We start from the raw sequence: 26821 nt of genomic DNA, 5'->3' as shown, positions 1-26821 counted from the left end.
GGGATCAGGATGAGGCCGGCGGCGCAAGATGCACCGCCGGAGCTGCTGGCGATTGTAAGGCCTGTACGATTGCCTAGGGTCTGGCCAAAGGAGCACCCGCGCCGGTGCGTTCCAGGATCAGGCCATAGTGCTCGGGCCGGCGGTGCGCAGCGAAATTGAAGATATTCGCCCGGTAGTATTCGCAGACCGACAGATCGCAGACAAAGTTGATGACCTCGTCGTCTTCCGAGAATGTGCGTACCATCACCTCGCCTGTGGGCGCCACGATGGCCGAGCCACCTATCATTGGGCTGCCTTCTTCCACGCCGGCCTTGGCCGCCGATGCAATCCAGCAGGCGTTCTGGTAAGCGGCCGATTGCAGAGACAGCAGGTGGTGGTGCATGCGCAGATGGATCGGTTCATTCCATTGCACATAGCCCGAGGGAGTGTTGTAGCCGTTCATGACCACGTCCACGCCCTGCAGGCCCATGACACGGAACGTCTCTGGCCATCGGCGGTCGTTGCAGATGCACATGCCGATCTTTGCGTCGGGGGTTTCCCATACCGGAAAACCCAGGTCTCCAACTGCGAAGTACTTCTTTTCCAGATGCTGTAGCGCTGCGCCCGATACGGTGGCGGCGTCGCCTGGGATATGGATCTTGCGGTATTTGCCCAGGATGGTGCCGTCGCGGCCTACCAGGATGCTGGTGTTGAACTGTCTGTCGCCGTCCAGTTCCGCATAGCCCAAGTAAAAGCCTACGCTCAGTTCGCGGGCAGCGTCGAACAATGGGCGAGTTTCCGGTCCGGGCATCTCGGTTTCGAAAAACGCACGGATTTCGGCCGAGTCGTCCATGTCCCATCGCGGAAAGAACGTGGTCAGCGCCAGTTCGGGGAACGTGACCCAGGCGGCGCCGCGGCTGGCGGCGTCTTTCAGCAGTTCCAGCAGGCGCAGGACCACTTGCTTGCGGCTGTCGGCCCGTTGCACTGGGCCTAGTTGCGCAACCGCCAGGTGCAGTTTTCGTGCGGTTGAGGAGGTGACCATGATCAAACGGTCCTTTCCAGCACGTGGCCGGGGTGATTGCCTGTGTGTTCCTGGCCGGCCCACACGGCCTGGCCATTCACGAATACGTGTTCGATACCGGCGGCGCGTTCGGTGGGGTGTTCGAAGTTGGCTACGTCGGCAATACTATCGGCGTCGAACACCACCAGGTCCGCATAGGCACCGGGCAGGATTTGTCCGCGTCCGGCCAGACCGAACTTCGCGGCGGTCAGACCCGTCATTTTCCAGACTGCGGTTTCCAGCGGAAACAGTCCCAGGTCACGGGAATAATGTCCTAGGACACGGGGAAACGTGCCCCACAAGCGAGGATGCGGGCGTTCGTCGTGCGGCAGGCCGTCGGATCCGATCATGGTGGGCGGGAACGCCAGGATCCGCTGTACATCGGGCTCGTCCATCATGTAGTAGACGGCTCCAGCCGGCGAGATCTCGTCGATCACGTCAGCTTTGGATTTCCCGCGTTCAGTGGCGATGTCGCCCAGGTCGCGCCCGGCCAGTTCCGGAAAGGGCTTACACCAGGTGATCGTGGTGCGGCTGGCCAGCACGCCCAAGTCTTTTTTCAGCATGCTGGACCCAGCGACATACGGGTAGGCGTCCAGTGAAATCGGTTGGCGCGCCATCGCGGCTTCGATAATAGCCAGTGTTTCGGGCGAACGGCCAAAGTTTTGCCGACCCATGACCTTGTGGTGCGAGATCACCACGGGCACGTCCAATTCGCGGCCTATCCGGAAGGTTTCTTCCAGGGCGTCGACGATGCGGTCGCCTTCGTCGCGCATGTGCGTGGCGTAGACGCCTTGGTAGGTCGTCAGCGGACGGCAGACCTCGATCAATTCTTCGGTCGTGGCGTGGGCTGCGGGCGGATAGAACGTGCCGGTGGAAATACCGATCGCGCCGGCACTCATTGCTTCTTCGGCCAACGCCTGCATCGCGTCGATCTCGGCCGCAGTGGCATTGCGGTCCAGCGCCGGCATGATCGCAGCGCGCAGCGTGGAGTGGCCCACCATGCAGGCGGCATTGACCGACGCAGGGGTGTCGCGCAGCGCGCCCAGGTAATCGGCAAACGTGGTGAATCTATAGGACCCGCCCACGTCCAGCAGGTCTAGCGGGGGTGGGGGAGTGGCGTGTTTCAGCGGCGCCAGGCTGATACCGCAGTTACCGGTGATCACGGTGGTCACACCTTGGGATACCTTGGCCGTCATGTCGCGACGTGCCAACAGGTAGTTGTCGTCGTGCGTGTGCGAATCGATGAATCCGGGCGCCACGATCTTGCCAGTGGCGTCGACGCGTTTGACGGCTGCCTGGTTAGACAGATCCGCGATGGCGACGATGCGATCGCCGCGTACGCCTATGTCGGCAACGCGGCGCGGACCGTTGGTACCGTCGATGACAGTACCGCCGGCCAGGATAAGGTCATAGGGAAGGTCGTTCGGATCAGGCATGGCTAACTCCAGGAACAAGCGGGTCTATGAAGCAGACGATGGGTGCGACGGAAAACCCAGGCGTTGACGCCCTGGGTCGAAAGTCGCGGTGACCTAGGCAAAATGACAGGCGACCTCGTGGCCGTCCGACAGTTGGCGCGGCGCTGGCGTTTCTTGCGCGCAGCGTTCCTGCGCCATAGGGCAGCGCGTGCGGAACGCACAGCCGGATGGCGGCGACAGCGGGCTGGGAATTTCGCCCTTCAGGATCTGCACGGGTCCGCGTTCTCCAGCCCTGGCTGACGGCACCGACGCCAACAGCGCGCGAGTGTAGGGATGCGCGGGGTTCTTGAACAGCACGTCGCGGCTGGCTGTTTCCACAATCTTGCCCAGGTACATGACGGCCACGCGGTGGCTGATGTGCCGCACCACGCTCAGGTCATGCGAAATAAACACATAGGTCAAGCCCAGGTCGCGCTGCAGGTCCATCAGCAGGTTGATCACCTGCGCCTGCACGGAAACATCTAGCGCGGACACCGGTTCATCGCAGACGATCAGCGTGGGGTCCAGCGCCAGCGCGCGGGCGATCACGATACGCTGGCGCTGACCGCCCGAGAATTCATGCGGATATTTGTCGGCCGCGTCGGATCGCAGACTGACGCGCGCCAGCAGCGCCGCCACGCGTTCGCGAATATCGGCGCGGCTATACCCAAAATTGCGCAGGGGTTCGCCCACGATGTCGCGCACCCGCATGCGTGGATTCATCGACGAAAACGGATCCTGGAATATGAATTGCATGCGTTTGCGCATGGCGCGCAATTCGTTGCTGTTCATGTGTGCCAGATCCTTGCCTTCCAGCAGGATGCGGCCCTCGGTCGGGTCGCTCAGCCGGATCAGGCATTTGCCGGTGGTGGATTTGCCGCAGCCGGATTCTCCGACCAGGCTTAGCGTTTCACCACGAGCGACCTTCAATGAGATGCCGTCGACGGCCCGCAGCGTGCGGTTGCCGTCGCGGCCAGCGACTTGGTAATGTTTTTTCAGATTGATCACGTCCAGCAACGGCGAGACGGCGGGCAAGATAGGCGTGTCCATGGGAATGTCCAGTTGCTGTGGTCTCAGGCGGGCAGGGGAGCGGCGGCTTTCGCCGGCACCGGGGCGCTGCAGACACGAGCCCAGCACCACGACCGGTGCCGGTCTCCCGCATCCACGGCGGACGGTTCGTCGGTGGTGCAGCGGGCTTGCGCTTCGGGACATCGCTCGGCGAACGCGCAACCTTGCGATTGCGGCGTGATCACGGGCACGATGCCAGGCAGTTCCTGCAGCCGAGCCGTATGATCCTGGCCGTCGACGAACGCGGGCAGGGAGCGGATCAGCGCCCGCGTGTATGGATGCTGTGGACGGTCCAGCACGTCGTCGACGCTGCCTTCTTCGACCTTGCGGCCCGCGTACATGACGATGACCCGCTGGCACATTTGTGCGACCACGCCCAGGTCGTGCGTGATCAATACGATGGCCGTGCCCAGTCGTCGCTGGATGTCGCGCAGCAAATGCAGGATCTGGGCCTGGATGGTTACGTCCAGCGCCGTCGTGGGTTCATCGGCTATCAGCACGCGGGGCTCGCACGCCAACGCCATGGCGATCATTGCGCGCTGGCGCATGCCCCCCGATAACTGGAACGGGTATTCGCGCACGCGGCGCGCCGGGTCCGAGATCTGCACCAGTTCCAGCAGCGATTCGGCCTGGGCATAGGCCTGGCGCTTGGACTTGCCTTGGTGCAGCATGATGGATTCCGCGATCTGCTTGCCCACGGTGAACACCGGGTTCAGCGACGTCATGGGTTCCTGGAATATCATCGAAATGCGGTTGCCGCGCAACTCGCGCATGCTTTTTTCCGGCAAGGCCAGCAGATCCGTGCCTTCGAATTCAATCTGGCCGCCGGCAATGCGACCTGGCGCGCGCAACAACCGCATGATGGAAAGCGACGTCACGCTTTTGCCACAGCCCGATTCGCCGACCAGGCCCAGCGTTTCGCCGGGCCGCAAATCGAACGACAGGCCATTGACGGCGACGACCGTGGTGTCGTCGCCATCGAAACAGGTGCGCAGGTCGCGCACGCGCAGTACCGGTTGAGTCGTGTCGGTCATGGCAGTTCCTAGAGTTTCTTGGCTAGACGTGGGTCCAGCATGTCGCGCAGGCCATCGCCCACCAGGTTGATCGCCAACACCGTCATGCCCAGGAACAGGCCCGGATACAGAATGATGTGAAACGCAATGGCCACGAAATTGCGGCCTTCGGCCATGATGTTGCCCCAGCTGGGAATCTGCGGTGGTATGCCTACGCCCAGAAAGCTGAGCACGGCTTCCGTCAAAATGGCCGAAGCGGCAATGAACGTGGCCTGCACCATCAGCGGCGCGAACAGATTCGGCAAGATGTGGCGCAGCAGGATGGCCGGCACACGGGTGCCCACCGACACCGCGGCCTCGATATAGGGTTGTTCGCGTATGGTCAATACCAGCGCGCGCACCAGGCGCACCACGCGCGGTACCTCGGGCACGATGATGGCGATCATCACGGTGCCCAGGCCGCCTTTCAGCGTGGCCATCAACGCAATAGCCAGCAACACCCCGGGAATGGCCATCAGGCCGTCCATGATGCGCATGATGAAAGCGTCAATACGCCGAAAATAGCCAGCCATCATGCCAAGCAAGGTGCCCAGCACGGTGGACGCAACGGCGACTGCAATCCCTACGACCAGCGACACGCGCGTGCCCCAGATGGTGCGGGCATACACATCGCGGCCCAACGCGTCGGTGCCGAAGAAATGATCCGCGGACGGCGGTTTCATACGGGCGGCGGGGTTGATGTCCAGCGGATCTACGCTGGTCAACAGCGGTGCGAACAGCGCGATCAGCGCCAGCAGGATCAGCACCAGCCCGCCCAAGTACAAAATACGATGTCGGCGTACTGAGCGCCACATACGGACACGGGGGGGTCTGGCGGCTGGCTTCAGCGGTAAGGATGCGGTCGTCATGATCGTCCGGTCTTCAATAGCGGATACGGGGATCGAACAGGCGGTAGCTCAGGTCGACCAGTAGATTGATCAATACGTAGATGCCGGACGCCACGAGCAGCACGCCCTGGATGACGGGGTAGTCGTGGCGCAGGACGGAATCGATCGTTAAGCGGCCCAGGCCCGGAATGGCGAACACTGTTTCGGTGACGACGACGCCACCGATCAACAGGGCCACGCCGACACCTATGGTGGTCACGATGGGGTTGGCGGCGTTCTTGAGCGCATGCCAGACAATGGGCATGGTGGCCAGCCCCTTGGCGCGCGCGGTGCGTATGTAGTCTTCGGACAGGGCTTCCAACATGGTGGCGCGAGTCATGCGGGTCAGCAGCGCCATGTACACCAGCCCCAGCGACAGGCAGGGCAGGACCAGGTGCCGGAAATACAGCAGCAGGCCGTCCGCCATGGGCCGATAGCCCTGCACGGGCAGCCAGCGTAGTTTGATGGAAAAGCCATAGACCAGGCTGTAGCCGATCAGGAACACTGGTACCGAAAATGAACAGACCGACAGCACCATGGCGAACCGGTCTATCCAGCGACCGGCGTTCCAGGCGGCCAGTACACCCAGCGGAATCGCCAACGCGACTGCAAACAGCATGGTAAACAACGCGATCGACAGCGTAGGCCCCATGCGTTGGGCGATCAGGGTCGACACCGGCATCTGAGTGGAGATCGACGTCCCCAGGTCGCCGGTAGCAATGTTGGCCACCCAGATACCGAATTGCTGTAGCAAGGGTTTATCCAGGCCCAGGTTCTGGCGAATCTTGGCCACGTCTTCGGCGGTGGCGTTGTCACCTGCGATGACCGCGGCAGGGTCGCCGGGCGATAGGTGAATAAGCAGAAACACCACGACCGCGACCACAGCCATGACGGGAATGACAGCCGCGATGCGGCGCAAGATGAATTTCACGTGATTCTCCGCGCGCACGCCCTGACGGTCGTGAGACCGCTGACGGCGCACGCGTAGGCAAGGCTGGAGCTCGGGGGCGTCAAGGCTTTTGCAGGTTCCACATCACTGTGACGCCCGTCTTGAACAGTTCTGTGTGCGACAGACCACGCGTCGCCGAGATGGGCTTGAAATCGCCCCAAGGCACGTACGGCGCTGCCTGGAACGCACGTTCCTGGATCCTGGCGACCAGCTCCTTGCGCTTGGCCGCATCGGGTTCCTGGGTCCATTGGGTGCGCAATTCGTCCAATTGCTTATCGCAGGGCCAACCGGGCAGGCTGTTGCCGCAGGCCGCGGCGATCCAGGGATTGGTCAACGGCGTGCTGGCGTCGAAATAACCGCCCCAGGTCAGGAATATGTTCCAGCCTCCCTTGTCCGGTGCGTCTTTTTTCAGGCGGCGAGCGGCGACCGATGCCCAATCCATGGATTGCATGTCCACGTTCACGCCAGCTTTCTTCAGGTTCTGCGCCAGCACCATCACGGCGGGGCCGGTGACGTTGTCGGTGGGATGCAGCAACACGATTTTTTCCCCCTTGTAGCCCGCTTCCTGGAACAGTTGCTTGGCCCGGGCGATGTCCTGCTTGGCGTACGGCGCAGCGCCCGCGTCGGTGGCCAGCGGCGATCCGCAGATGAAAAGCGTGGCGCAATAGTCGACGCGGAACCCTTCCGGATAGCCGATGGCCGTGATCATTTCCTTTTGGTTGACGAGGTAGAACAAGGCCTGGCGCGCGCGCGGATCATTGAACGGCGGGAACAACGAGTTGGGCACGACCATCCCTTGCGAGGCCACCATGGGGTTGACCTTGATGTCGGGATTCGATTCCAGCACCGGGACAAAGTCGGGCTGGACTTGTTCGATCATGTCGACTTCGCCGTTCATCAGCGCTGCGGTCGCGGTGTTGCCGTCGGGAATGTAGACCCATTCGACACGATCCACGTTGACGACCTTGCCGCCAGCCAGTCCGTCGGCGGGTTCCTTGCGTGGCACGTAGTCGGGGTTCTTGACGTACACGACCTTGTTGCCGGGCACCCATTCGTCACGCTTGAACAGGAACGGACCCGAACCCACCATTTCGGTAACCGCCACGCTGGGATCGGTATCGGCCAGCCGCTTGGGCATGACGAACAAGGGCAGGCCGGACGGCTTGGACAGAGCGTCCAACACCAGGCCGAACGGCTGGGTAATGGTTAGCGTAAAAGTCGTGTCGTTATCGGCGGTCAGTTCGGCGCCAGCGCGGAACAACGCCTGGCCCATGGTGTCTTTCTTGCCCCAGCGTAGGATCGAAGCGACGCAGTCAGCCGCAGTGACCGGGGTGCCGTCGCTGAACCTCAGGCCGGGGCGCAGTGTAAAGGTCCAGGTCTTGCCGTCATCGGATTTGGTGTAAGTGTCCACCATTTCCGGCTGTGGAACGCCCTTGCTGTCTTGCGCGAACAGCGTGTCGAACACCATGTACCCGTGGTTGCGGGTGATATAGGCGGTATTGAACAGCGGATCGAGCGTTTTCAGGTCAGCGTGCGGGACCATGCGCACCGTCTTGGCGGGCGTGGCAGCGTGCGAGACGGTTGTGGTTGCGATCGTGGCCCCGGTCAGGCCGATCGCGACCAGGGCGGCGGCGCACAATTTGTTCATTTTCAACAGCATTGCAATCCCCATGATCGATGATTTGTTGAATCGTGCCGGCGATGCCCGTGATGCCGCACATGCCGGCGTGTGCTTCTTTGTGTTGCGAGTTGCGTTGCTTGTGATGCGTAGGTCAGGACGCTAGCGGCCAGATGTCGCGGCGCGCTTTGAAATAGGGCAATGATTTGTAGTCCTGGGTAATCGCACCCGGTGTTTCGACGTAGATGACTTTTTTGGCAATCTTGGAAAAAGACGCGTAGAAATGCTGCGAGCTTTTCACGACGATTAGTTTCAGCGCTGACAGGTCCAGGCCGAACTGGGTGAACAAGTCAGTGCCCATGGCTTGGTTACGCACGGTGGTGATGACCAGCGTCACGCCTTGCGTTTCGACGACGGCGACGTCGCCCAGTTGCGCGGGCGTGCCGGCCAGGCCTGTCATTTCAGCCTGGCGCGCCAACGCCACGACACGACAGGACAGGTCTAGCGGATCGCCGGATACCGGCGCGACTTTACCGCCCACGCGCAGGTTCATTTGCGCCCCGACGCCTGCTTCAAAGCACAGCGACACCGCGACGGGATCCCAGTACGGGCCGATGGCCACACCAGTCACGCCGCGCTCCAGGATGCGTTGCAGGATAAAGTTCGAATCGCTGGGTGCACCGCCGCCTGCATTATCGGCGGAATCCGCTAGCACGACAGGAAAGTCGCCGTGCGCCAACGCTTGGTCCAGGGCCGCGTCAGGCGCCGGATACACGGGCGCCAGTTCGTCGCGAAAACCGATGATTTCCTGACCCAGTTTCTCGGCCAGTTCCGCGGCCTGAGCGGCGTTATCGTCGGTATACACCAGCACTTTGCTGCCCATGTCGGGCACGTCGCCCCAGGGAAAGCCGTGCGCGATCGAGATCGACAGAATGCCGTCGTGGCCTTCCATCGCCAGCAGTTTGTCGACGAACCCACGCATGGGTTCACGACTGGTGTGCATGATCGAGATCATGTTGCAGTCGTACACGGCCAGCGTGGGCTTGATGCGTTTTTCGGCTTTGGCCACGCACAAGTCGACCAGGTCGTAGGCGCGATCCAAGATGTCGGTGTGCGGGTATTCCTTGAAACACACCACAAAGTCGGCGGATTCCGTTTTTAGCTTTGTCATGTGGCAATGGGGATCCAGTTCCACGCCAATCACGGTGTCCGGACCGACGATGGCGCGAGCGCGCGATACCAAGTCGCCTTCGCAATCGTCGTAGCCATCGGCCACCATGGCGCCATGCAGGCCGAACAATGCGATGTCGACGGGGCCGGCGTTGCGCAAGTCGTCCAGCACCTGGTCGCGCAGCGTCTCATAGGCAACCCGCGTGGTGGTGCCGGCAGGTGTGGCGCCCGCGGTCAGTCCTTCGATCAGAGTCCAGTCCCGGCCTTGCGCGCGTTGACGCGCGGCCCACAACGGTCCTGAGAACAGCTGCATGCGGTCGGGGTGTGTGCCGGCCGGATAGAAACCACGCGCTTTGTAGGCGGCCATCCCGGTGGGGATAGGCGAAAACGTGTTGGTTTCAGTAGCCAGTGACGCCGAGAAGATCTTCATGATGGGGCTCCGTGCCTAACCGAGATACGCTTGGATTTCGATTTCTACATCCACGCCCATGGCCAGTTGAGCCTGAACGGTGGACCGTGACGGGAAGTCGCCACCAAAGCGTGCGCGATAGACCTCGTTGAAGTCGGCGAACAGCGCCAGGTCCGTCAGCCAGACGGTGGCGCGCACGACGTTTTTCAGTGTTGCACCGGCCAGCGCCAGGGTTTCTTCGATGCGGTCCAGCGCGGCGGTGGTCTGTGCGCGGATGTCGCCTTTGACAACTTGGCCTTCGGCATCCATCGGGATCTGGCCCGACAAGAACAGGAAGCCGCCTGCCTGGGTAGCGCGGGAAAAGGGCAGCGGCAACGAACTGGGATAGCGGGTGATGGCAATCATGCGAAGATCTTCCTTGTCGGGTTTAACGCAAACGGTTGGGGTCGGCCAGCGCGGCGTCTACGCCGTGCTCGCGCAGTTCAGCCGGTACGGGCCGGCGCAGCAGCAGGGCGCTGGCTAGTTCCGACGTGGCGCCAGCGGTCTGGATGCCATACCCGCCCTGGGCTGCCAGCCAGAAGAAGCCGGGGGTGGCGTTGTCCCAGCCCACGGCGAAATCGCCGTCGCGCACGAACGAGCGCAGACCAGCCCAGGTGTGCTTGGGGCGGCGGATGGTCAGCGTGGTGGCTTCTTCGATGCGATAGATGCCGGTGGCGACGTCCAGCTCTTCGGGCACGACATCATGAGCGTCGACGGGGTCGGCGTTGGCTGGCGACCCCAGCAGTTGGCCGGCGTCGGGTTTGAAGTAGTAGCTTTCGTCCACGCCCACGACGGCTGGCCAGTCGGCAAACGCCATGTTTTCCGGTCCGGCAAAGGTGAATGCGGTACGGCGGCAGGGTTGCAGGCCCAGGGGTTTGGCGCCGCAGAGGGCAGCGACGTGGTCGGCCCAAGCGCCGGCGGCGTTGACGATGTGGCGGGCACGGATCTGTTCGTCGTTGGCCAACGTAAGGATCCAGATGCCGTTTTCTGGTTTGGCCCGGGTCAATTCCGCGTTGTTGGCCAGGTGGGCGCCAGCGTCGCGCATACCGCGCAGGAAACCTTGGTGCAGCGCGTGGACGTCGATGTCCCGGGCATCTGGCTCGGCGACGGCGCCGTACAAGGTTTCGGATCTGAGGCAGGGGACGCGCGCCTGGGCGTCACCGGCGCTGATCAGTTCGACGTTATCGGAGTATTGGCGATAGGCGTCGTACGTTTGCTGCAGTAGGTCTTTCTGATGGTGCGTGGCCAGGTACAGTACGCCGCGCGGGGACAGGATAGGGTGTTCGGTGAAATGTTGCGGTGGGGATTGATAAAAGGCACGGCTGGCGCGGGTTAGCGCCTGGATGTGCGGGGTGCCGTAGGTTTCCATGAACATGGCTGCCGAGCGGCCAGTCGAGTGGTAGCCCGGTTGGGACTCGCGTTCCAGTACGACTACGCTGGCGTGCGGGGCCAGGCGGTAGGCGGCGGATGCACCGGCAATGCCGGCACCGATGATAGCAAAGTCGTAGAGATGCGCGGCGGTCATGGAAGGAGGTCGGAGGCTTGGGTTTGCGAGGAGGGTGCTTTTGTTGGATTTCTCTGATTCGATAATTCTCCGATACGATAATTCTCGGAAACGAAAAAACCTAGATGGGGTTTTTACTCATAAGCGTCGTACGGTTCGCTCGAGGAGCGTCGGGCGACGCTTTCGTGAAGGTGTTAGTGCCGAACCGTAGCGGGCAGATCGTTGCCTACCTCGCGGCCGTCGGGAAAAACCATCGTGGCACTTGTTTGAAGAGGTCTTCGAGAGGGGCGTTGCCTATCTCGAATTGAGTGGGGTCGCGGTAGAACTCACGACCCGCGAAGCGGGAGGTGCAAACAGGGTCTTGCGTCGAAAATAGATGACGCAAGGGACGATCGGTAGAAACTTGGTTCGGTGTTAGGCCAGGTCAGTACGATGGGCCTAACACCAGTCAGGCTGGTTCAGCGCCGCCGTTGGCGGGCTGAAGAATGCCATTGGCGAACTGCTGTCGGAAATTAACCCGAGTGCGGGCGCTTGCCGGCGTTTTTCTTGTGGTGGGTATGCGAGCCACGCTCCAGGCTGCTACGCTGGCCGCCGCCTTGTCTCTTAAAGGTCACGCCCTTGGGAGCGGCGGGAGCGGGAGTGCGCTTGCGGTCGGCTTCCGTAACGATTTTGTTGCCCATGGAAATCTCTCTGGTTTGGTTAAAAAACGGGCTATTGTTCCACATTCACTCAGTTTTTTCTCGCGAAGCTGGAAACAGACAATTTGTTTCCCCGCCCGCCCGCAGTCAGCCCACCGTTTCACAATACAGTTATATTGAGAATTTATAGTCGCAGCAAAGACGATCTTCCGAGTTTCTGCAGAGCAAAACGTGAGCGTTTTGCCCGTGTGATAGGTAGGGGTATGATGCTGACCGACTATATTTCCGCTGGGGCGCGAACCCTGGCTCCTCCGCCAGCCTTTTTGTCGCTTGCGGCACGGCCTGATGTGATTTCCTTCGCCGGAGGCGTGCCGGATCCAACACTGTTCGCGTTCGAGAAGGTTGCTCGGGCCAGTCGTCGAATCCTTGAAGACCGATCGATGGCAACAGGTGCCCTTCAATACGGAGCTAGCGGGGGTTATGAACCGCTGAGACAATGGCTGGCGACGTTCATGACCGCTCAAGGGGCGGCCACCCCTCCCGAAAGTATTGTGATAACGAATGGCGGTCTAGAGGCGTTGGACCTCACCGCCAAAATGTTGATCAATAAAGGCGATGCTATTGCTGTAGTGTCGCCCACATTTTTCGCGGCCCTAGAGACCTTCAAGCTTTACCATCCACGGATGTTGAGTATTCCATTTGAAAACGGCATGCTGGACATGGAAGCTATGCTCCGCGCCGTCAGTCAAAGACCGAAATTCCTTTATATCAATCCTGACTTTCAAAATCCGACTGGAGTCAGCCTGTCAACTGAGCAGAGGCGGGAATTGGTCGATATCTGCGCCGAACATGGTGTGCTTATCCTAGAAGACGGCGCCTACAGCCAGTTGAGTTTCGACGGAAGCCTACAGCCCACCTTGTTGCAACTGTCCCAGGAGGCCGACGGACCGCACAAGGCGGCCGTGATATACGTGGGCACTTTCTCGAAAACAATCGCACCAGGCGCACGTGTTGGCTGGGCTTGTCTTCCTCCTGATTTGTGTCCTGCATTTGTCGGACTCAAGGCCGTCTCGAATATCAACACTAGCCAGATGAACCAGATGATTGTGCACGAATGCTTGTGTGACGGTTATGAGGATCATCTGCATAACCTGCGTATGGCCTACGCAAAACGGTGTTCGTCAATGACCAATGCGTTGGCGGAGATGATGCCTGATGGCGTCACGTGGACGAGTCCAGATGGCGGCATTTTTACCTGGTTGCGAGTACCTAGAACGGCCGGCGCAGTCACTCTGTTTGAGAGATGTGCACAAGATATCGGGGTGGCGGTGCTTCCAGGCAACCTGGCTTGCGTCGATGGCGGCAATTCCAATGCTTGCCGACTGAGTTTTGCCACTGTAGATGAGAGCCAGATCTGGGAAGGTGTCACTCGGCTGTCCAGGTTACTGGCGGTCGCGATAGGCTAAAGTGCGTGCCGGATTTTCACCCCCTCCGGATGTAGCGCAGAGCTAGTCTAGAACGCTGATAACCCCCATAACTTTTTGAAGAGAAGACTTCATGAATACTGCGACAGTGCAGGAGTGTGAGACTTCGTCTAAAGAGGTTCCGGATTCGGACTTGTCGAACCGCATGTCCTACTCTGGCTATCTCGACCTGGAACGATTGCTGGCTGCACAGAAGCCGCTGTCGGAGTCCCCCGACGAAATGCTGTTTATTATTCAACACCAGACAACTGAGCTTTGGATGAAGTTGATCATCCATGAACTTTCTTCCGTAATTGCCGCCATTGGCCAAAACCATGTCGGACTGGCCTGCAAGAGGCTATTGCGAGTTTCGCGGGTGTTTGAGCAGCTTAATGACGCTTGGGACGTGCTGCGAACCATGACTCCGAGCGAATTTCTACGTTTCCGTGGCGCGCTTGGGCAGTCGTCGGGATTCCAATCCTGGCAATACCGCGCGTTGGAGTTTTTAGCCGGTAACCGCGATCTGGCACGGCTGAGCCCGTATACCAACGACCGGTACGCAAGCACCCGGCTTCGGGAAATCCTGAATGAGCCCAGTCTTTATGATGAGAGTATCCGTCTGTTGGCACGGAGCGGGTTCGAGATAGGACTAAATGGGGAGCGAGAGTCGTGGAGCGAGCGCAGGCCCCCAAACGAGACTGTGCTGAGGGCCTGGAAAACGGTCTATGACGCACCCGACAGCTATTGGCAGCTCTATTTGCTCGCAGAGCAGTTGATTGATTTCGAGGACCAGTTCCGCCGATGGCGCGTTAATCACGTCAGCACCGTCGAACGCGTTATAGGTATGAAGCGGGGAACCGGCGGCACGGACGGAGTTTCCTATCTGCGAAGAGGGCTGGATATCGTGCTTTTCCCAGAACTGTGGCAGGTTCGCACGCAACTGGAGGCTGGCGCCGACCATTAATCCGCGCCTGTGAGATGGCTCTTTCGATAAAGGATGGCATTCATTGAAGAATCAGATAGACATGGGGTTGCCTGAACCCTCTCAGCCCTTCGCCTGGGCAATATCTTCGGGAGAGTTCCTGTTCACCACCCACGGTCCGGTACTGGCTGATGGCCGCATTTTACAAGGATCAACAGCCGACCAGGCTCATTTAACGTTTCAACATTTTCAGTCAGCTGCCAAGGCGGCAGGCGGCAGCATGGACGACTATGTTCAGCTGCAGATATTCCTGACAGACCGAGCCGACGTAGCAGTCGTAGATGAGATCTACAGGCTGTATTTTCGGCCGCCTTATCCTAACCGGGCGACCGTTATAGTTGCGGGCCTGGTGGTCCCGGAGATGAATATTGAGGTGACGGGAATTGCTCGGATCGTTCGGTAGAGTGGGGCCGCTATGTCGTGCTGGTTGTCCCCGCGACCTCAATCGTTCGAAGGACGCCAACATCGAGCTGACCAGAACCGGCAGTCCCGACGTCACCATCAAAGGGCGTGACAGCAGCAGAGACCGTTTGGAGTCTAAAGTTGAAGAAAGAGGGCTTTGCGGAAAGTGGATACTGATTTACGCAAAGTTCCCCAAATCCATTACTTTACATAATATACATTATGCGGTTATTGGATGGGTATCAAGCAGACCTCGTCTCGACCGGATGAAAATCGCCGCCATGTCCCTTTCGACTGGTTTTCGTATGGGTCGTGGTTAATTACCCAGCGAACTACAAAAAACCAATCCAACGTCCCGCAATGATGGCGCCCAACCAGAGAAACAGCGACACAGCCGCGTGCAGTTTCACTCTGGCTGGTGTCGACTCGCTTTGCAAGGCCCGGCTCCATGGGCCCCCATAATGCAGCCACAGAGCATTCAGGATCCCCAAGGCCAGCAATCCCAGTTTGGCGAGAAACGCGGAATTATCCAGATAGTCCTGAGGATTGACGGCGAACAGGCACACTCCTGTTAACAGCGCTGCTATGAGTCCCGCAGCTGCCAAGCGCGACAGATAAGGTCCTGCCGTAGCCAGTGGCAAGGTACGTGCGGCTCCTAACAAGCGCAAGTCCAGCGCCGCGATAGCGCCAAACAGCAGGCCAATCGACGCGATATGCCCCGCGTTGACCAGCAAATAAGCGGTGCCGGAACGCCGCAGCATACCGGCCAGAGGCCAGCCAGCTATCCAGTCCAGCATTATTTTTTAATGCGGTCCGGATAGATATCGTAGGTTTTGCCGCCTACGGTGATTTGCACGGCCTTCATGCGTTTTTCCGCATGGTCCTGCGCGCGGTTGCCCGTTGCGGTAATCGTATCGCCCGGTTTGGCGGATGATTCATCAAATCCGGCGCGGCTGGTCTGGTTGGGATTGCCCAGCTCTACGCGCCATAGACCATCCTGAGTTTCGACATCCAGCCAAGGATGCGGCGGCGCGACCTGCACTTGCTTGACCGTGCCAGTAAGCTTGATTTGCTCGGCGTCGGCCCATGACCAGCCGTGATGAGCGAGCGCCTGGGGCATGGCGATGAAGACAGAGACAGCCGCGCATAGAGTGCTGGCTGCGATGATGCGGTGAGACATGACGACACCCTTTTGACGTTGTGCTTCACTATCCATCAACTGGCAATGAGTCGGCGCCAGCCGGCATGTAAAAGACTATAGCGCAGTCTTTTTTGCCACCGTGTTTCAGTTAGTCGTCTTTTCCGCGCGTCGGTTTTTCATAGGCGTCTCTGCCGGACCGAGTGCGCTCGCCACCAGCAGGATAGCCGGAGTCGCTATAGGGGTCGGTGTTGGGCTTTTCCAATGGCTTTTTCCGACGAAGCTCCTGCAATTTTTCACCTAGATGTTCGGTTTGACCTTCGGGTTGATGAGGGCTCATTGAATGCTCCTGTTGACGACGGACTCTTGAAACCCTGTTTGATCGCAAGCGCCATACCCAAACATGCTTCAGGCAGTGCATCAGCGCAGATACACCACCGATTTACGCCGCGCTTGAAACGTCAGAATTCGTGTCTGCTCGGGAACGCCGGATGCTGAGGAGCTTGCGCAGACCACATTCATGATGGCCTGATCTGGAGATTGCTATGGAACGAAATGACTCAAAGGCAAGCGAGCACCTCATGGACTGGCTGAGGGATGCGCACGCCATGGAAGAACAGGCCGAAACGATGCTCAAGAGCATGGCCTCGCGTATCGAAAACTACCCTGACCTGCATCAACGTATTCAACGCCACATCGAAGAAACGCGCGAACAACAGCGTCTGGTGCGCAGTTGCATCGAGCGGCGCGGCGGCGATACCTCGATGCTCAAGGACCTGACCGCCAAGGCGATGGCGACTTTTCAGGGATTCTCCGGCGTCTTTGCGTCCGATGAAGTAGTGAAAGGCAGTCTGTTCAGCTTTGCTTTTGAAAACCTTGAAATCGCTGCGTATAGCCAGCTGAAAGAAGCTGCCGCGTTCGTGGGCGATGTGGAAACCGCCGAAATCTGCGAAAGGATCCTGCTGGAAGAACGCGCCATGGCGCAGTGGCTGGAGCACAACTCCCCTGCCCTTGTCCGGCATTTTCTAGCGCGTGCACAAAACCCCGAGGCGCAGGCAAAGCGATAACGGCATTACCTGTGGCCGGCGTGGAGGCTGCGCTGCGTGTGTTGCTTCGTTTATTAATTGATCGACTCAGGGCTGGCGGCATGGGAGGATCCACCGGGATCCGTGCCCCATATATCGATCAGACTGCATAGGCTTTCTACACAAAACATCCATCAACCGTGTTGTGCAACGGGGTATTCCTGTTCGCCGTACGTGATCAGCCCTTGCGCCTTGGCGTCGGCCAATTCGCTGCGGACTTCGGCACGGCTCTTGTTGCTGGCGATCGCTGCGGGCACCGGATATGGGGCTTCGCCATCGCTGATCTGGCCAGCGGCACGAGCGGCTGCCAATTCGGCGCGAACGTCTGCGCGGGTCTTGGTGTTGACAATGGGTTCAGGCAACGGGGACGGCGCTTCGCCGAAGCTCGCCTCGTTTGCCGCGAGCTGGGTCAGTGGCTCGCTATTGCCACCGTCAGCGTTGGCGGTGCCGATCAAGGCGGAAAAAACGATCAAGCCGGTCAGTGCGATTTTCATGGTGATACTCCTCGTGAATGATGGGAAAAACTTGGGTATCAGCCCAGGCTGTTTACTTCCCGGACTGCGTTCACGAAGATTAGTCAGACTTGCGCACGAGCAGAAGCCATCCGCCTGACACTTCAGAGTTGTGTGTATGGAAACAATGGATCGCGGCTGAGCTTCGGCCTTCGAGAGTTCAACGCAACGATGTCGCGTATTGGCCTGGCAACGTGACGCACGGTTTTTGCACCCACCGACTGCTGGCGGGTGCGCGCGCGTTCAGGCCGCTGCAGCCTCAGGCAGCTTGGCGATCACTTTGATTTCGAACTGAAAACCGGCCAACCAGGTAACGCCGACAGCCGTCGCAGTCGGATATGGCGCTTTGCCCCAGAACTCCGCGACCACAGCCCAGGCCCGTTCGAAATGCGTCTGCGGGTCCACCATGAACACCGTCACATCGATCACATCGTCGAAAGTGCATCCGGCCTCGGCGAGAATGGCATTGAGATTTTTGAACGCCAGACGAATCTGGTCATCAAGATCCGGCTCGGGAGAGCCATCGAGCCGGCTACCGACCTGGCCAGACACGAACAACAGGCCATTGGCTCGGATTGCGGGGGAATATCGGTGTAGTTCGTACAGGGCGTGGCGTTCGGCCGGAATAACAACGTCGCGGGTGCTCATCTGACAAATTCCTTAAAGTAATGGCAGGTGGAGCCACTATATAAGGCCGTCAATTGCGGATAAACTAGTCAAAAACAAAAACATTATTCGAGCAAACGGGATAATGTTGATGAGTCTCTACATTGGTTCGGCGCCCTGTACGTATAGCGCGTCCCGACCCCGCCGATCATTTCGGGCGATGAACGACGCGCAGCTTGCCGCTGCCGCCACCGCCGCAAAAGAAGCGGCCGTCGCTGCCTGCCTCTAAACCCGATACACCGGTGCCGACCGGCATCTCTATCGTTTCGATGATCTCACCTGTTTCCGGGTCGATCCTTCTCAGGTCGCTTTCTTCGCCTTCCCACGTCCCGTGCCAGAGCTGGCCGTGCATCCACGTCACGCCGGTCACGACACGATTGGATTCAATGGTTCGCAGGATTTTCCCGGTATCCGGATCAATCTGATAGATTTTCCGGTCACGATACTGGCCAACCCAGAGCGTGCCCTCTGCCCAGGCCAGCCCGGAGTTATTGCCTGAATCCCCGGGTGCCGGGATCGTGGTGAGTACGCGGCCGGTCGCCACGTCGATTTTCCGGATGTGTTCGCCGGTGATCTGAAAGAGGTGCTTGCCGTCGAACGCCGTTCCGGCATCGCCCTGGACATCAATCTGGCGCACCATCGCGCCTGTGTCGGGATCGAATGCGTTGAGTTTGTCTCCCGAGGCGAACCAGACGAGTTGCCCATCGTAGGTCACGCCATGGACTTCGCCTGCGCCCTCGAATGGGCCGTATTCGCGGATAATTTCGGCTTTGGAATGTTTCATCTGTTGCTCCGGGTTCCGCCCGCTCAAGTAGCAACTGCCACATGAGGCACGCTGGTTGATTAGGTTCTGACCAAGATAGTCTACTTATCGTGTAACAAGTCCGGGAGTAACAAGGCTGTCGGGAATCCTGGCACCGAAGCAACCGTCCAGCGACGTGCCCTCCCAGCACCGTAGGCCTGCACTTTGCCTGCTGCGCACAGCGGTTCCAGCGCCCGTTGAACGGTGCGCGCGCTCATGCCGAGCGCGATGGCCAGAGCCGAACTCGACCACGCCTCGCCGTCGGCGAGCAGCGCCAGAATCGCCGTGTTTCGTTCGTCAACAAGGGGCACCAACACCACAACGGGCTGCTCATCGCAAGGCGTCAGCACGAAGCCGCGTTTGGTCGCCCCAAGTTTGGCTATCCCCTCCAGCGCCACGCGCAGACGCCCTATTTCCACGCGTAGGCGCGCCCGATGCGATTCGTCAATGTGTTTGGCCCGAAACGCCCGCAGCAGCAGAGTTTCTCGGGCAACGTCGCCCGGCGAGGCTTCGCCCAGGCAGCGGGCCAAGGTGAACAAGACCGGCCGCTTCGCCAGCCGCACGATCGCGTTGGGGCCGCGTACCAGGCCGCGGCATGCGTCGATGACGAGCGCCCCGGATGTCAGTAACGACTCGACCTCATCGAGCAAGACGAGACGCTTTACGCCGCAGGTGATAGCGCATGCAACCGGCTGGTCGAGAATACCTGCTGCCTGCTGGACCTCTGCTGTCAACGCAGGAATATCTGCCTGCCGCGCGGCGTCGGCGGCCTGGATAAACGCCGAGCGCGCGGCAGCCGTGTCCAGGCGGCGGACGGCGATGCCTGCTAGCGTCAGCTCCACTGCCGCTCGCAACGCGGGCGCCAACCTGCCGGGATCCACATTGGAAAGGGCCTGCGCCGCCTCGTCCACCCTGCCGGTCAATAACAGCCGGCGGGCCGCCAGATTGCGCGCATGGGCGGCGTTCATGAGATCGCCAGACGTTTGCAGCACCGTATACGCAGCATCCAGGGCTGGGACGGGCCAGTTCAGGTTGCGTGAGACCAGGGCGATCTCGGCCTCGGCGACGATGCAGCGTGCACGGGCGACCTGGTCTGTCTGGCCGAATGCCTTCGCGGCACGCTTGAGCAGCGCCTTTGCGCGGCTGAAATCACCCAACTGCGCCATGGCGATGCCACGCAGCGCCAGCGCTGCCGGCTCTTCACGTAGCGCGACGTGGTTCAGGGCGTCAAGGACATCGCCCCTGGCCAGGGCTTGCGCCGCCGCCCGAATCAAAGCGTCCATTGGATTCCCGTCACATTTGTCACTCCCATGATGTCGAGGCCTGGTGCGACCATGGTATCCACCCCTGCCCTGACAGGTCGATGATGCAGCGCAGTTTGTCAATTAGCCAACGAGGAATCAAGCCATGAACGAGACCACAGTCCCCCAGACCGACAGTGCCAAAGTCAACGCAGGCGATCACCGCATCGTTTCCCGAGAGGACTGGATTGCCGAACGTAAAGCCTTGCTGCGGCGCGAAAAAGAACTGACGCGGTTACGCGATCAGTTGGCGGCAGAGCGCCGTGCCCTGCCCTGGGTTCGTGTCGAGAAAGAGTACGTGTTCAATACCAATAAAGGCCCCCGCAGGCTGATCGATCTATTTGACGGCCGTCATCAGTTGATTGTCCAACACTTTATGTTCGCGCCCGGATGGGAACAAGGCTGCCAGAGTTGTTCCTACATGGCCGACCATACCGACGGGATGACGACCCATCTGGCGCAGCGTGATGTGACGTTTATCGCGATTTCGCGCGCCCCGCTGGCGGATATCGAGCGTTTTCGTCGACGGATGGGATGGAAATTTAACTGGGTCTCATCCCATGGCAGCCAGTTCAATTACGATTTCGGCGTGAGCTTCCCGCCGGAAGACGTCGCGCGGGGAACGCTGCAGTACAACTATGGCGATTGGCCCTATGCGTACGAGGAATGGCCGGGAATCAGTGTCTTTCTGAAAAGCGACGCAGGCGAAGTTTTCCATACGTACTCCTGCTATACGCGTGGCGTAGAGATCATGATGGGCACGTATAACCTGCTGGATATCACGCCCAAGGGACGCGATGAACGAGAGGTGGAGAACAAGATGGAGTGGGTGCGCCACCACGATCGCTATCAAACGGAGCCGGCGCAAACCGCGGCGTCCGCCGGCACGGTCGGGGAGCTGCTCGATACCGCCAAATCGGCGTGTTGCCACGCCGATCTCACCAGTGAGGCAAGAACATGAGCCCGCTCAGTCAAAGCGAATGGCCGGATGCGCCTCCTGCACTGGAGGCGCGTGGGGCCGCCCTGCGGATGGCCCGTTGGTTACACCTGGCCGCTGCCCCGACCTTCGCAGCCATGGCGGCGCTGACGTTTCTGCTGGGCGGCGACGCACAGCCGATGACCTGCCTGGGCGGCGATCCTGCCTCGCCTATCAGCGGAATGGGCCTGATGTATTTGCTGATGGGCGTTTTCCACGCGGCTCCGTGGCTGAAGTTCGTCGCGTACCGGAGGTAAGACGGAGACGAACCCTGCCAGGCGATGGTTTATTATTGCGCGCGAGCCTCTCTCTGGAAATTTGCGCGTGAAAACCATCGATAAATCCGTCAAGCTGAACAATGTTGCGTACGACATACGCGGTCCGGTCCTGGATCGCGCCCGGGAAATGGAAGAAGCCGGGCAACGTATTATCAAGCTGAATATCGGTAATGTCGCCGCGTTCGGGATACAACCCCCGGACGAAATCATTCAAGACATCATCCGCAACGTGGCCGATTTCGCCGGCTATACCGATAGCAAGGGATTGTTCGCGCCGCGCAAGGCAGTCGTGCACTATATGCAGAGCAAGGGCGTGCACGGCGTCGACGTCAATGACGTTTATCTGGGTAATGGCGCATCGGAACTGATCTCGATGAGCATCAATGCGCTGTTGAACGATGGCGATGAACTGCTCATCCCATCCCCGGATTTTCCGTTGTACACGGCGGTGACGGGTCTGTCCGGAGGGCGCCCGGTGCATTATCTGTGCGACGAGAGTTCGGATTGGATGCCCGATATCGCTGACATTCGCGCCAAGATCACGCCTCGCACCCGCGGCATCGTCGTGATCAACCCCAACAATCCCACCGGGGCGCTGTATTCCCGCGAGGTACTGCTGGACATCATCCAGGTGGCGCGCGAACACAATCTCGTCATCCTGTCGGACGAGATCTACGACAAGACGATTTACGACGATCTGGCCCACGTCAGCATGGCGTCGCTGGCGGACGACGTGTTGATTTTGACCTTCAACGGCCTGTCCAAGAACTATCGTTCCTGCGGGTACCGTGCGGGCTGGATGGTGGTCTCGGGGGACAAACGGCCGGCGCAAGGCTATATCGAGGGGCTGAATATGCTGGCCTCGTTGCGCCTGTGTTCGAACACCCCGGGCCAACTCGCCATTCAGACGGCGCTGGGCGGATACCAGAGCATCAATGAACTGGTCGGTCCCTCCGGCAGACTGCGCCGGCAACGCGATTTGGCCTATGATCTGCTCACCCAGATTCCCGGTGTCAGCGTGATGAAGCCCAAAGGCGCGCTGTATCTGTTCCCGCGGCTGGATCCGGCGGTTTACCCGATACAAGACGATCAGCAATTTGCGTATAGCCTGTTGGACGAGGAACGTGTCTTAGTGGTCCAAGGCACCGGCTTTAATTGGGCCAACCATGACCATTTCCGGATGGTGTTCCTGCCGAACGCCGACGACCTGACCGAGGCAATCGGGCGGATTGACCGGTTCCTGGGCCGGATACGCAAGGGCGCCGTCTGAGGATAGGACTCTCTCTATCCTGATTCAAAAATAACCCCATCGAGAGGAGACCTCAAACGCCATGCGCCTGCAAAATTGCCACAATTTTCACGATTTTCGTGAGCTTGCAAAACGTCGTCTGCCTGGGCCGATTTTCAATTACATCGATGGCGCGGCGGACGACGAAGTCACATTGCGGCGCAATGCAGCGAGCTTCGAGCAATGCGATCTCGTGCCCAATGTGTTGCGCGGCGTAACGGACGTAGACCTCTCGGTCACGGTGATGGGACAGAAACTGGCAATGCCGGTGTATTGCTCCCCTACTGCGCTGCAGCGCCTGTTTCACCACGATGGGGAAAACGCGGTCGCGGCCGCAGCGTCGAAATTCGGCACGATGTTTGGCGTGTCCTCGCTGGGTACGGTCAGCCTGGAGCAGATACGCAAAAGCTATAGCGGCCCGCAGGTCTACCAGTTTTACTTTCATAAAGACCGTGGCCTGAATCAGGCGATGATGCAGCGAGCGAAGGACGCGGGCGTCAACGTCATGATGTTGACGGTCGATAGCATCACGGGCGGCAACCGCGAACGTGATTTGCGCACGGGTTTTTCGATTCCATTCAAGTTGAACCTGGCTGGTTTGACGCAGTTCGCTGTGAAGCCGGCCTGGGCACTGAACTACCTGACGCACGAGCGTTTTCGGCTGCCTCAGCTCGACGAGCATGTGGACATGAGCGGCGGCGCGATGTCTATCGGGCGATATTTCACCGAAATGCTGGACCCGGCGATGACCTGGGATGACGTGGCCCAGATGGTGAAGCTCTGGGGCGGTCAGTTTTGCCTGAAGGGCGTCATGTCCGTCGAGGACGCCAAGCGTGCGGTGGACATCGGCTGCACGGGCATCATTCTGTCCAACCACGGTGGACGTCAATTGGATGGATCACGTTCGGGCTTTGATCAGCTGGCCGAGATTGTCGATGCAGTCGGCGACCGGATCGACGTGATGATGGACGGCGGCATACAGCGCGGTACGCACGTGCTGAAGGCGTTGTCGTTAGGCGCCAAGGCCGTGGGTATTGGCAGATTCTATCTCTACCCTCTCGCAGCGGCCGGGCAACCGGGAGTCGAGCGTGCGCTGGGTCAACTGCGCACCGAGCTCGAGCGCGATATGAAGCTCATGGGCTGCACGTCAGTGTCGCAATTGACGCGCGAGAACCTGCGATTCCGTTGAACGATAGCTCCGCGTCTCGTGTGCGCGAATCCGCGCGGTCTACGTTAGTCGCTAACGTAGACCTGTCCGGTAAACCTCAAGCTCTGCGTCTATCCGACGAGTCGCGCTTTCGCCGATACGCCATCACGTCGCGTCAGCATCGATTCGCAAATAGGTTTCCACCAGACGGCTCCAATACGCCGCACCGATGACCAAGTTGTTGTCGTTGAAATCGTATTTCGGGTTATGCAAGCCGCGGCCGTCAGTCGCAGGGCCGTTACCCAGCCGCACAAGCGCACCAGGACAACGCTGCAGCATGTAGGCGAAATCCTCGCTGCCCATCAATCGCTTGGTTTGAGGCACGACCTGGTCAGCGGGCAACACCATACGTGCCACCTCGATCGCGAGATCGTTCGCAGCGGCATCATTCACTAATACCGGGTAGCCTTCGACATAATCGATGTCCGCCGTGACGCCTTGCGCGATGGCCGTAGATTGCACGATCTCGATGATGCGTTTCTTCAGTAGCGCACGCACGTCCGTACTGAATGACCGGACGCTGATGCCTATTTCGGCCGAGTCCGGAATGACATTGAGCGCCTGGCCGGCTTGCAGCCGGCCCACGGTGACGACTGCCGCCTCGTCGGGATCGACATTGCGGGAAACAACGGTCTGCAATGCGACCACAATGTGCGCCGCGGCGACCAAAGGATCTGCCGCTTGGTGCGGCCGGGCAGCGTGTCCCCCTACTCCCTTTACCTTGATGAATACCCGGTCGCCGGCTGCCATGAAGGGGCCTTCGCGAAACAGCATCTGCCCCTGCGGCATACCCGGGTGATTATGAATCGCAAAAACATAGTCGCAAGGGAAGCGCTCAAACAGACCATCGTCGAGCATAGCGGTTGCGCCGCTGTCAAAACCACGCTCTTCTGCCGGCTGGAAAATGAGATGCACGGTGCCGTCGAAACGGCGGGTCTGCGCAAGATGTTTCGCTGCGCCCAGCAGCATGGTCGTATGGCCATCGTGACCACAGGCATGCATGACGCCGTTGTGTTGACTGGCGTACGGGAGGCCAGTTTCCTCGAGGATAGGCAAGGCGTCCATGTCGGCGCGGATACCGATACTGCGAGTGCTGGAACCCGATCGCAAGGATCCCACTACGCCGGTTTTGCCCACGCCCGTGGTGACCTCGTAACCCCATTCTTTCAGTTTTTCCGCCACCAGTGATGCCGTCGCCTGCTCGTTGAAAGCCAGTTCCGGATGCTGGTGAATATGATGCCGCAGCGTTCGCAATTCGGCGTCAAAGGCATTGAGGTCTGAGATCTGGGAGTTTTTGATAGTGGACATGGAAAAGACTTGAGACGATGAAATCGTTGTTTAGGTTACTTCCAGATGGTATCGGGTGCAAAACCGGCAGGGGCCGAAACACTTACCCAGGAACAAACAAAGAACCAACATGGCGCCGCTGTCGCTCGCGTTGCATTCAATCTACCGAAGAGGCCTTATCGAGGATCCGTGGCAGGCTGAGCTCCAGCCAGTCCACCAAGTCTCGCACTTTTTCCGCCGCCTCGACGCCGATCGGCGTCAATGAATACTCCACATGGGGAGGCACGGTATTGAAAGCGCGCCGATTCACCATTCCGTCGGCTTCGAGCCATTGCAGTGTCTGGGCCAGCATGCGCTCGCTCACGCCGCCGATCTGGCGGCGCAGATCGCTGAATCGCAGGGTCCCCGATTGGAGAGCAATCAATACGAGTACGCCCCAGCGGCTCGTCAGATGCTTGAGAATCGGGCGCGATGGACAGCCCGCGGCCATCACGTCGCCGCGACGCAGTTTGGCCGAAAGCGATTCCGCAACGGGGGATTTGGAGGAACGGGGCTTAGACATTCAGGTGATGAGCTCACAACAACACAATGAGTGTAGTCCCTTAACTAACATTTTTGTACGTACTTACTAAAAATAAGTATTGCCCCTATAGTGTGTTCACCGCACATCTCTTGGAGTCGCACCATGACCATCGCAATCACTGGCGCTACAGGCCAGCTAGGCCGTCTCGTTGTTCAGAAGCTGAAAGAAAAAATCAATCCTGGAGATATCGTAGGTTTGGTGCGCAGCCCCGAAAAAGCCGCCGATTTGGGCATCACGGTCCGCGCCGCCGACTATACGCAGCCCGCCACACTGGAGGCCGCGTTGCACGGGATAGACACCCTGCTGCTGATCTCGGGCAACGATATCGGGCATCGCACAGCACAACACGCCAATGTCATTGACGCAGCCAAACAATCGGGCGTGAGGCGGATCGTCTATACCAGCCTTTTGCGCGCCGATACATCACCATTGAGCCTCGCGCCAGAGCATGCCCAGACCGAAGCGCTCTTGAAGCAATCTGGTCTGGTGTACACCATCCTGCGCAACGGCTGGTACACCGAAAATTACACTGGTGCTATTCCCCCTGCCCTCGCCCACGGCGCGCTTTTTGGCAGCGCAAAGGACGGCAAAATCTCGTCCGCGCCCAGAGTTGACTACGCGGATGCCGCCGTGGCAGTGCTGACGGGTGCGGAGCATGATGGGAAAGTGTATGAGCTCGCGGGCGACACGTCGTACACATTGACCCAACTGGCCGCGGAGGTCTCCAGGCAGACAGGCAAGGACATTCCCTATCGGGACATCCCGGAAGCGGACTACGCTGCCGCGCTCAAGGGCGCGGGTCTGCCCGACGGACTCGCGGCCGCCATCGCGTCTTGGGATGTGGGGGTGTCTCACGGCGCGCTATACGACGATGGCAGGCAACTCTCGAAACTGATCGGCCGGCCCACGGGCTCACTGCAGGATGCTGTTGCTGCAGCGCTGAAAGCCTAAAGCCCTCGATCTGGCGCGCATCGACAAATCATCGTCCGCCCGCTGACCTGCCCAGCCAATGGGACATCAGCGG

At 59.7% G+C, this 26821-nt stretch carries 29 protein-coding genes; 9 read left to right on the top strand and 20 right to left on the bottom strand.

What is annotated here, in order from left to right:
- Window positions 1-73: 73 nt before the first annotated feature.
- From ACYVIT_RS13790 to ACYVIT_RS13740, 11 genes are all read right to left on the bottom strand, one after another.
- Window positions 74-1021: an N-carbamoyl-D-amino-acid hydrolase gene (locus ACYVIT_RS13790; RefSeq protein WP_415805124.1), complete on the bottom strand. Its 948-nt coding sequence runs from the start codon at window positions 1019-1021 to the stop codon at window positions 74-76.
- A 2-nt stretch (window positions 1022-1023) separates the two neighbouring features.
- Window positions 1024-2475, bottom strand: coding sequence for an N-acyl-D-amino-acid deacylase family protein (locus ACYVIT_RS13785; RefSeq protein WP_415805123.1), 1452 nt, complete (start codon window positions 2473-2475; stop codon window positions 1024-1026).
- Window positions 2476-2568: 93 nt separating this feature from the next.
- Window positions 2569-3543: an ABC transporter ATP-binding protein gene (locus ACYVIT_RS13780; RefSeq protein ID WP_415805122.1), complete on the bottom strand. Its 975-nt coding sequence runs from the start codon at window positions 3541-3543 to the stop codon at window positions 2569-2571.
- Between the two features lie 23 nt (window positions 3544-3566).
- Window positions 3567-4595: an ABC transporter ATP-binding protein gene (locus ACYVIT_RS13775; RefSeq protein WP_415805121.1), complete on the bottom strand. Its 1029-nt coding sequence runs from the start codon at window positions 4593-4595 to the stop codon at window positions 3567-3569.
- Window positions 4596-4603: 8 nt separating this feature from the next.
- The gene (locus tag ACYVIT_RS13770) at window positions 4604-5482 is read right to left on the bottom strand and encodes an ABC transporter permease (RefSeq protein ID WP_415805120.1); all 879 of its coding nucleotides are present in this window, start codon (window positions 5480-5482) and stop codon (window positions 4604-4606) included.
- Window positions 5483-5495: 13 nt separating this feature from the next.
- Window positions 5496-6431: an ABC transporter permease gene (locus ACYVIT_RS13765; RefSeq protein WP_415805119.1), complete on the bottom strand. Its 936-nt coding sequence runs from the start codon at window positions 6429-6431 to the stop codon at window positions 5496-5498.
- A 79-nt stretch (window positions 6432-6510) separates the two neighbouring features.
- The gene (locus ACYVIT_RS13760; RefSeq protein WP_415805118.1) at window positions 6511-8109 is read right to left on the bottom strand and encodes an ABC transporter substrate-binding protein; all 1599 of its coding nucleotides are present in this window, start codon (window positions 8107-8109) and stop codon (window positions 6511-6513) included.
- A 112-nt stretch (window positions 8110-8221) separates the two neighbouring features.
- Window positions 8222-9667, bottom strand: a complete 1446-nt coding sequence (locus ACYVIT_RS13755) for a M81 family metallopeptidase (protein ID WP_415805117.1) — start codon at window positions 9665-9667, stop codon at window positions 8222-8224.
- Between the two features lie 15 nt (window positions 9668-9682).
- On the bottom strand, window positions 9683-10051 hold the full coding sequence (locus ACYVIT_RS13750; protein ID WP_415805116.1) for a RidA family protein: 369 nt from the start codon (window positions 10049-10051) through the stop codon (window positions 9683-9685).
- Between the two features lie 22 nt (window positions 10052-10073).
- Window positions 10074-11210 carry an NAD(P)/FAD-dependent oxidoreductase gene (locus tag ACYVIT_RS13745; RefSeq protein WP_415805115.1) on the bottom strand — a complete coding sequence of 379 codons (1137 nt, stop codon included), beginning with the start codon at window positions 11208-11210 and terminating at the stop codon, window positions 10074-10076.
- Between the two features lie 491 nt (window positions 11211-11701).
- Window positions 11702-11869 (bottom strand): hypothetical protein, encoded by a 168-nt coding sequence (locus ACYVIT_RS13740; RefSeq protein WP_415805114.1) that lies wholly within the window; start codon window positions 11867-11869, stop codon window positions 11702-11704.
- A 221-nt stretch (window positions 11870-12090) separates the two neighbouring features.
- Here ACYVIT_RS13740 and ACYVIT_RS13735 point away from each other — a divergent pair, with 221 nt between their 5' ends.
- The 3 genes from ACYVIT_RS13735 (at window position 12091) to ACYVIT_RS13725 (ending at window position 14675) form a co-directional block, all read left to right on the top strand.
- Window positions 12091-13293, top strand: coding sequence for an aminotransferase-like domain-containing protein (locus tag ACYVIT_RS13735; RefSeq protein ID WP_415805113.1), 1203 nt, complete (start codon window positions 12091-12093; stop codon window positions 13291-13293).
- Between the two features lie 91 nt (window positions 13294-13384).
- The gene (locus tag ACYVIT_RS13730; RefSeq protein WP_415805112.1) at window positions 13385-14254 is read left to right on the top strand and encodes a tryptophan 2,3-dioxygenase; all 870 of its coding nucleotides are present in this window, start codon (window positions 13385-13387) and stop codon (window positions 14252-14254) included.
- A gap of 43 nt (window positions 14255-14297) precedes the next feature.
- A complete protein-coding gene (locus ACYVIT_RS13725; protein WP_415805111.1) occupies window positions 14298-14675 on the top strand; it encodes a RidA family protein in 378 nt (125 codons plus the stop codon).
- A gap of 331 nt (window positions 14676-15006) precedes the next feature.
- Here ACYVIT_RS13725 and ACYVIT_RS13720 read toward each other — a convergent pair whose 3' ends face one another.
- From ACYVIT_RS13720 to ACYVIT_RS13710, 3 genes are all read right to left on the bottom strand, one after another.
- The gene (locus ACYVIT_RS13720; RefSeq protein WP_415805110.1) at window positions 15007-15471 is read right to left on the bottom strand and encodes a DUF6644 family protein; all 465 of its coding nucleotides are present in this window, start codon (window positions 15469-15471) and stop codon (window positions 15007-15009) included.
- A complete protein-coding gene (locus tag ACYVIT_RS13715) occupies window positions 15471-15854 on the bottom strand; it encodes a DUF6152 family protein (RefSeq protein WP_415805109.1) in 384 nt (127 codons plus the stop codon). Before ACYVIT_RS13715 ends, ACYVIT_RS13720 begins: the two co-directional genes overlap by 1 nt.
- Window positions 15855-15963: 109 nt before the next feature.
- Window positions 15964-16152, bottom strand: a complete 189-nt coding sequence (locus ACYVIT_RS13710) for a hypothetical protein (RefSeq protein ID WP_415805108.1) — start codon at window positions 16150-16152, stop codon at window positions 15964-15966.
- A 205-nt stretch (window positions 16153-16357) separates the two neighbouring features.
- On the opposite strand from ACYVIT_RS13710, the gene ACYVIT_RS13705 reads away from it, so the two are divergent.
- Entirely contained in the window at window positions 16358-16879 is a 522-nt protein-coding gene (locus ACYVIT_RS13705) for a ferritin-like domain-containing protein (protein WP_415805107.1), read from the top strand.
- A 152-nt stretch (window positions 16880-17031) separates the two neighbouring features.
- Here the strand turns inward: ACYVIT_RS13705 and ACYVIT_RS13700 are convergent, their stop codons facing one another.
- The 4 genes from ACYVIT_RS13700 to ACYVIT_RS13685 form a co-directional block, all read right to left on the bottom strand.
- Entirely contained in the window at window positions 17032-17391 is a 360-nt protein-coding gene (locus ACYVIT_RS13700) for a DUF4148 domain-containing protein (RefSeq protein ID WP_415805106.1), read from the bottom strand.
- 261 nt (window positions 17392-17652) lie between these two features.
- Window positions 17653-18057 (bottom strand): RidA family protein, encoded by a 405-nt coding sequence (locus ACYVIT_RS13695; RefSeq protein ID WP_415805105.1) that lies wholly within the window; start codon window positions 18055-18057, stop codon window positions 17653-17655.
- Between the two features lie 166 nt (window positions 18058-18223).
- The gene (locus ACYVIT_RS13690; RefSeq protein WP_415805104.1) at window positions 18224-18859 is read right to left on the bottom strand and encodes a Vgb family protein; all 636 of its coding nucleotides are present in this window, start codon (window positions 18857-18859) and stop codon (window positions 18224-18226) included.
- Between the two features lie 80 nt (window positions 18860-18939).
- The gene (locus tag ACYVIT_RS13685) at window positions 18940-20160 is read right to left on the bottom strand and encodes a helix-turn-helix domain-containing protein (protein WP_415805103.1); all 1221 of its coding nucleotides are present in this window, start codon (window positions 20158-20160) and stop codon (window positions 18940-18942) included.
- Window positions 20161-20284: 124 nt separating this feature from the next.
- On the opposite strand from ACYVIT_RS13685, the gene ACYVIT_RS13680 reads away from it, so the two are divergent.
- From ACYVIT_RS13680 to ACYVIT_RS13665, 4 genes are all read left to right on the top strand, one after another.
- Complete coding sequence (locus ACYVIT_RS13680) at window positions 20285-21139, top strand: DUF899 domain-containing protein (RefSeq protein WP_415805102.1); 855 nt, start codon at window positions 20285-20287, stop codon at window positions 21137-21139.
- Window positions 21136-21411, top strand: a complete 276-nt coding sequence (locus ACYVIT_RS13675; protein WP_415805101.1) for a hypothetical protein — start codon at window positions 21136-21138, stop codon at window positions 21409-21411. Before ACYVIT_RS13680 ends, ACYVIT_RS13675 begins: the two co-directional genes overlap by 4 nt.
- Before the next feature lie 67 nt (window positions 21412-21478).
- Window positions 21479-22702 carry a pyridoxal phosphate-dependent aminotransferase gene (locus tag ACYVIT_RS13670; RefSeq protein WP_415805100.1) on the top strand — a complete coding sequence of 408 codons (1224 nt, stop codon included), beginning with the start codon at window positions 21479-21481 and terminating at the stop codon, window positions 22700-22702.
- A 61-nt stretch (window positions 22703-22763) separates the two neighbouring features.
- Window positions 22764-23909 (top strand): alpha-hydroxy acid oxidase, encoded by a 1146-nt coding sequence (locus tag ACYVIT_RS13665; protein WP_415805099.1) that lies wholly within the window; start codon window positions 22764-22766, stop codon window positions 23907-23909.
- A gap of 123 nt (window positions 23910-24032) precedes the next feature.
- Here the strand turns inward: ACYVIT_RS13665 and ACYVIT_RS13660 are convergent, their stop codons facing one another.
- Window positions 24033-25235, bottom strand: a complete 1203-nt coding sequence (locus ACYVIT_RS13660) for a M20 aminoacylase family protein (RefSeq protein WP_415805098.1) — start codon at window positions 25233-25235, stop codon at window positions 24033-24035.
- 136 nt (window positions 25236-25371) lie between these two features.
- Entirely contained in the window at window positions 25372-25776 is a 405-nt protein-coding gene (locus ACYVIT_RS13655) for a winged helix-turn-helix transcriptional regulator (RefSeq protein WP_415805097.1), read from the bottom strand.
- Between the two features lie 123 nt (window positions 25777-25899).
- On the opposite strand from ACYVIT_RS13655, the gene ACYVIT_RS13650 reads away from it, so the two are divergent.
- Entirely contained in the window at window positions 25900-26748 is an 849-nt protein-coding gene (locus ACYVIT_RS13650; protein ID WP_415805096.1) for an SDR family oxidoreductase, read from the top strand.
- The last annotated feature ends 73 nt before the right edge of the window (window positions 26749-26821 follow it).

The sequence above is a fragment of the Bordetella muralis genome (assembly GCF_054781015.1).
Note: the sequence above shows the minus strand (reverse complement) of the source record. Positions and strands in the feature narration are given on the sequence as shown.

What these genes read in the sequence shown, in the direction of transcription:
- ACYVIT_RS13790 (WP_415805124.1), bottom strand. Translation starts at nt 1,021, where the DNA reads ATGGTCACCTCCTCAACCGCACGAAAACTGCACCTGGCGGTTGCGCAA.
- ACYVIT_RS13785 (WP_415805123.1), bottom strand. Translation starts at nt 2,475, where the DNA reads ATGCCTGATCCGAACGACCTTCCCTATGACCTTATCCTGGCCGGCGGT.
- ACYVIT_RS13780 (WP_415805122.1), bottom strand. Translation starts at nt 3,543, where the DNA reads ATGGACACGCCTATCTTGCCCGCCGTCTCGCCGTTGCTGGACGTGATC.
- ACYVIT_RS13775 (WP_415805121.1), bottom strand. Translation starts at nt 4,595, where the DNA reads ATGACCGACACGACTCAACCGGTACTGCGCGTGCGCGACCTGCGCACC.
- ACYVIT_RS13770 (WP_415805120.1), bottom strand. Translation starts at nt 5,482, where the DNA reads ATGACGACCGCATCCTTACCGCTGAAGCCAGCCGCCAGACCCCCCCGT.
- ACYVIT_RS13760 (WP_415805118.1), bottom strand. Translation starts at nt 8,109, where the DNA reads ATGCTGTTGAAAATGAACAAATTGTGCGCCGCCGCCCTGGTCGCGATC.
- ACYVIT_RS13755 (WP_415805117.1), bottom strand. Translation starts at nt 9,667, where the DNA reads ATGAAGATCTTCTCGGCGTCACTGGCTACTGAAACCAACACGTTTTCG.
- ACYVIT_RS13750 (WP_415805116.1), bottom strand. Translation starts at nt 10,051, where the DNA reads ATGATTGCCATCACCCGCTATCCCAGTTCGTTGCCGCTGCCCTTTTCC.
- ACYVIT_RS13745 (WP_415805115.1), bottom strand. Translation starts at nt 11,210, where the DNA reads ATGACCGCCGCGCATCTCTACGACTTTGCTATCATCGGTGCCGGCATT.
- ACYVIT_RS13740 (WP_415805114.1), bottom strand. Translation starts at nt 11,869, where the DNA reads ATGGGCAACAAAATCGTTACGGAAGCCGACCGCAAGCGCACTCCCGCT.
- ACYVIT_RS13735 (WP_415805113.1), top strand. Translation starts at nt 12,091, where the DNA reads ATGATGCTGACCGACTATATTTCCGCTGGGGCGCGAACCCTGGCTCCT.
- ACYVIT_RS13730 (WP_415805112.1), top strand. Translation starts at nt 13,385, where the DNA reads ATGAATACTGCGACAGTGCAGGAGTGTGAGACTTCGTCTAAAGAGGTT.
- ACYVIT_RS13720 (WP_415805110.1), bottom strand. Translation starts at nt 15,471, where the DNA reads ATGCTGGACTGGATAGCTGGCTGGCCTCTGGCCGGTATGCTGCGGCGT.
- ACYVIT_RS13715 (WP_415805109.1), bottom strand. Translation starts at nt 15,854, where the DNA reads ATGTCTCACCGCATCATCGCAGCCAGCACTCTATGCGCGGCTGTCTCT.
- ACYVIT_RS13710 (WP_415805108.1), bottom strand. Translation starts at nt 16,152, where the DNA reads ATGAGCCCTCATCAACCCGAAGGTCAAACCGAACATCTAGGTGAAAAA.
- ACYVIT_RS13705 (WP_415805107.1), top strand. Translation starts at nt 16,358, where the DNA reads ATGGAACGAAATGACTCAAAGGCAAGCGAGCACCTCATGGACTGGCTG.
- ACYVIT_RS13700 (WP_415805106.1), bottom strand. Translation starts at nt 17,391, where the DNA reads ATGAAAATCGCACTGACCGGCTTGATCGTTTTTTCCGCCTTGATCGGC.
- ACYVIT_RS13695 (WP_415805105.1), bottom strand. Translation starts at nt 18,057, where the DNA reads ATGAGCACCCGCGACGTTGTTATTCCGGCCGAACGCCACGCCCTGTAC.
- ACYVIT_RS13690 (WP_415805104.1), bottom strand. Translation starts at nt 18,859, where the DNA reads ATGAAACATTCCAAAGCCGAAATTATCCGCGAATACGGCCCATTCGAG.
- ACYVIT_RS13685 (WP_415805103.1), bottom strand. Translation starts at nt 20,160, where the DNA reads ATGGACGCTTTGATTCGGGCGGCGGCGCAAGCCCTGGCCAGGGGCGAT.
- ACYVIT_RS13680 (WP_415805102.1), top strand. Translation starts at nt 20,285, where the DNA reads ATGAACGAGACCACAGTCCCCCAGACCGACAGTGCCAAAGTCAACGCA.
- ACYVIT_RS13675 (WP_415805101.1), top strand. Translation starts at nt 21,136, where the DNA reads ATGAGCCCGCTCAGTCAAAGCGAATGGCCGGATGCGCCTCCTGCACTG.
- ACYVIT_RS13665 (WP_415805099.1), top strand. Translation starts at nt 22,764, where the DNA reads ATGCGCCTGCAAAATTGCCACAATTTTCACGATTTTCGTGAGCTTGCA.
- ACYVIT_RS13660 (WP_415805098.1), bottom strand. Translation starts at nt 25,235, where the DNA reads ATGTCCACTATCAAAAACTCCCAGATCTCAGACCTCAATGCCTTTGAC.
- ACYVIT_RS13655 (WP_415805097.1), bottom strand. Translation starts at nt 25,776, where the DNA reads ATGTCTAAGCCCCGTTCCTCCAAATCCCCCGTTGCGGAATCGCTTTCG.
- ACYVIT_RS13650 (WP_415805096.1), top strand. Translation starts at nt 25,900, where the DNA reads ATGACCATCGCAATCACTGGCGCTACAGGCCAGCTAGGCCGTCTCGTT.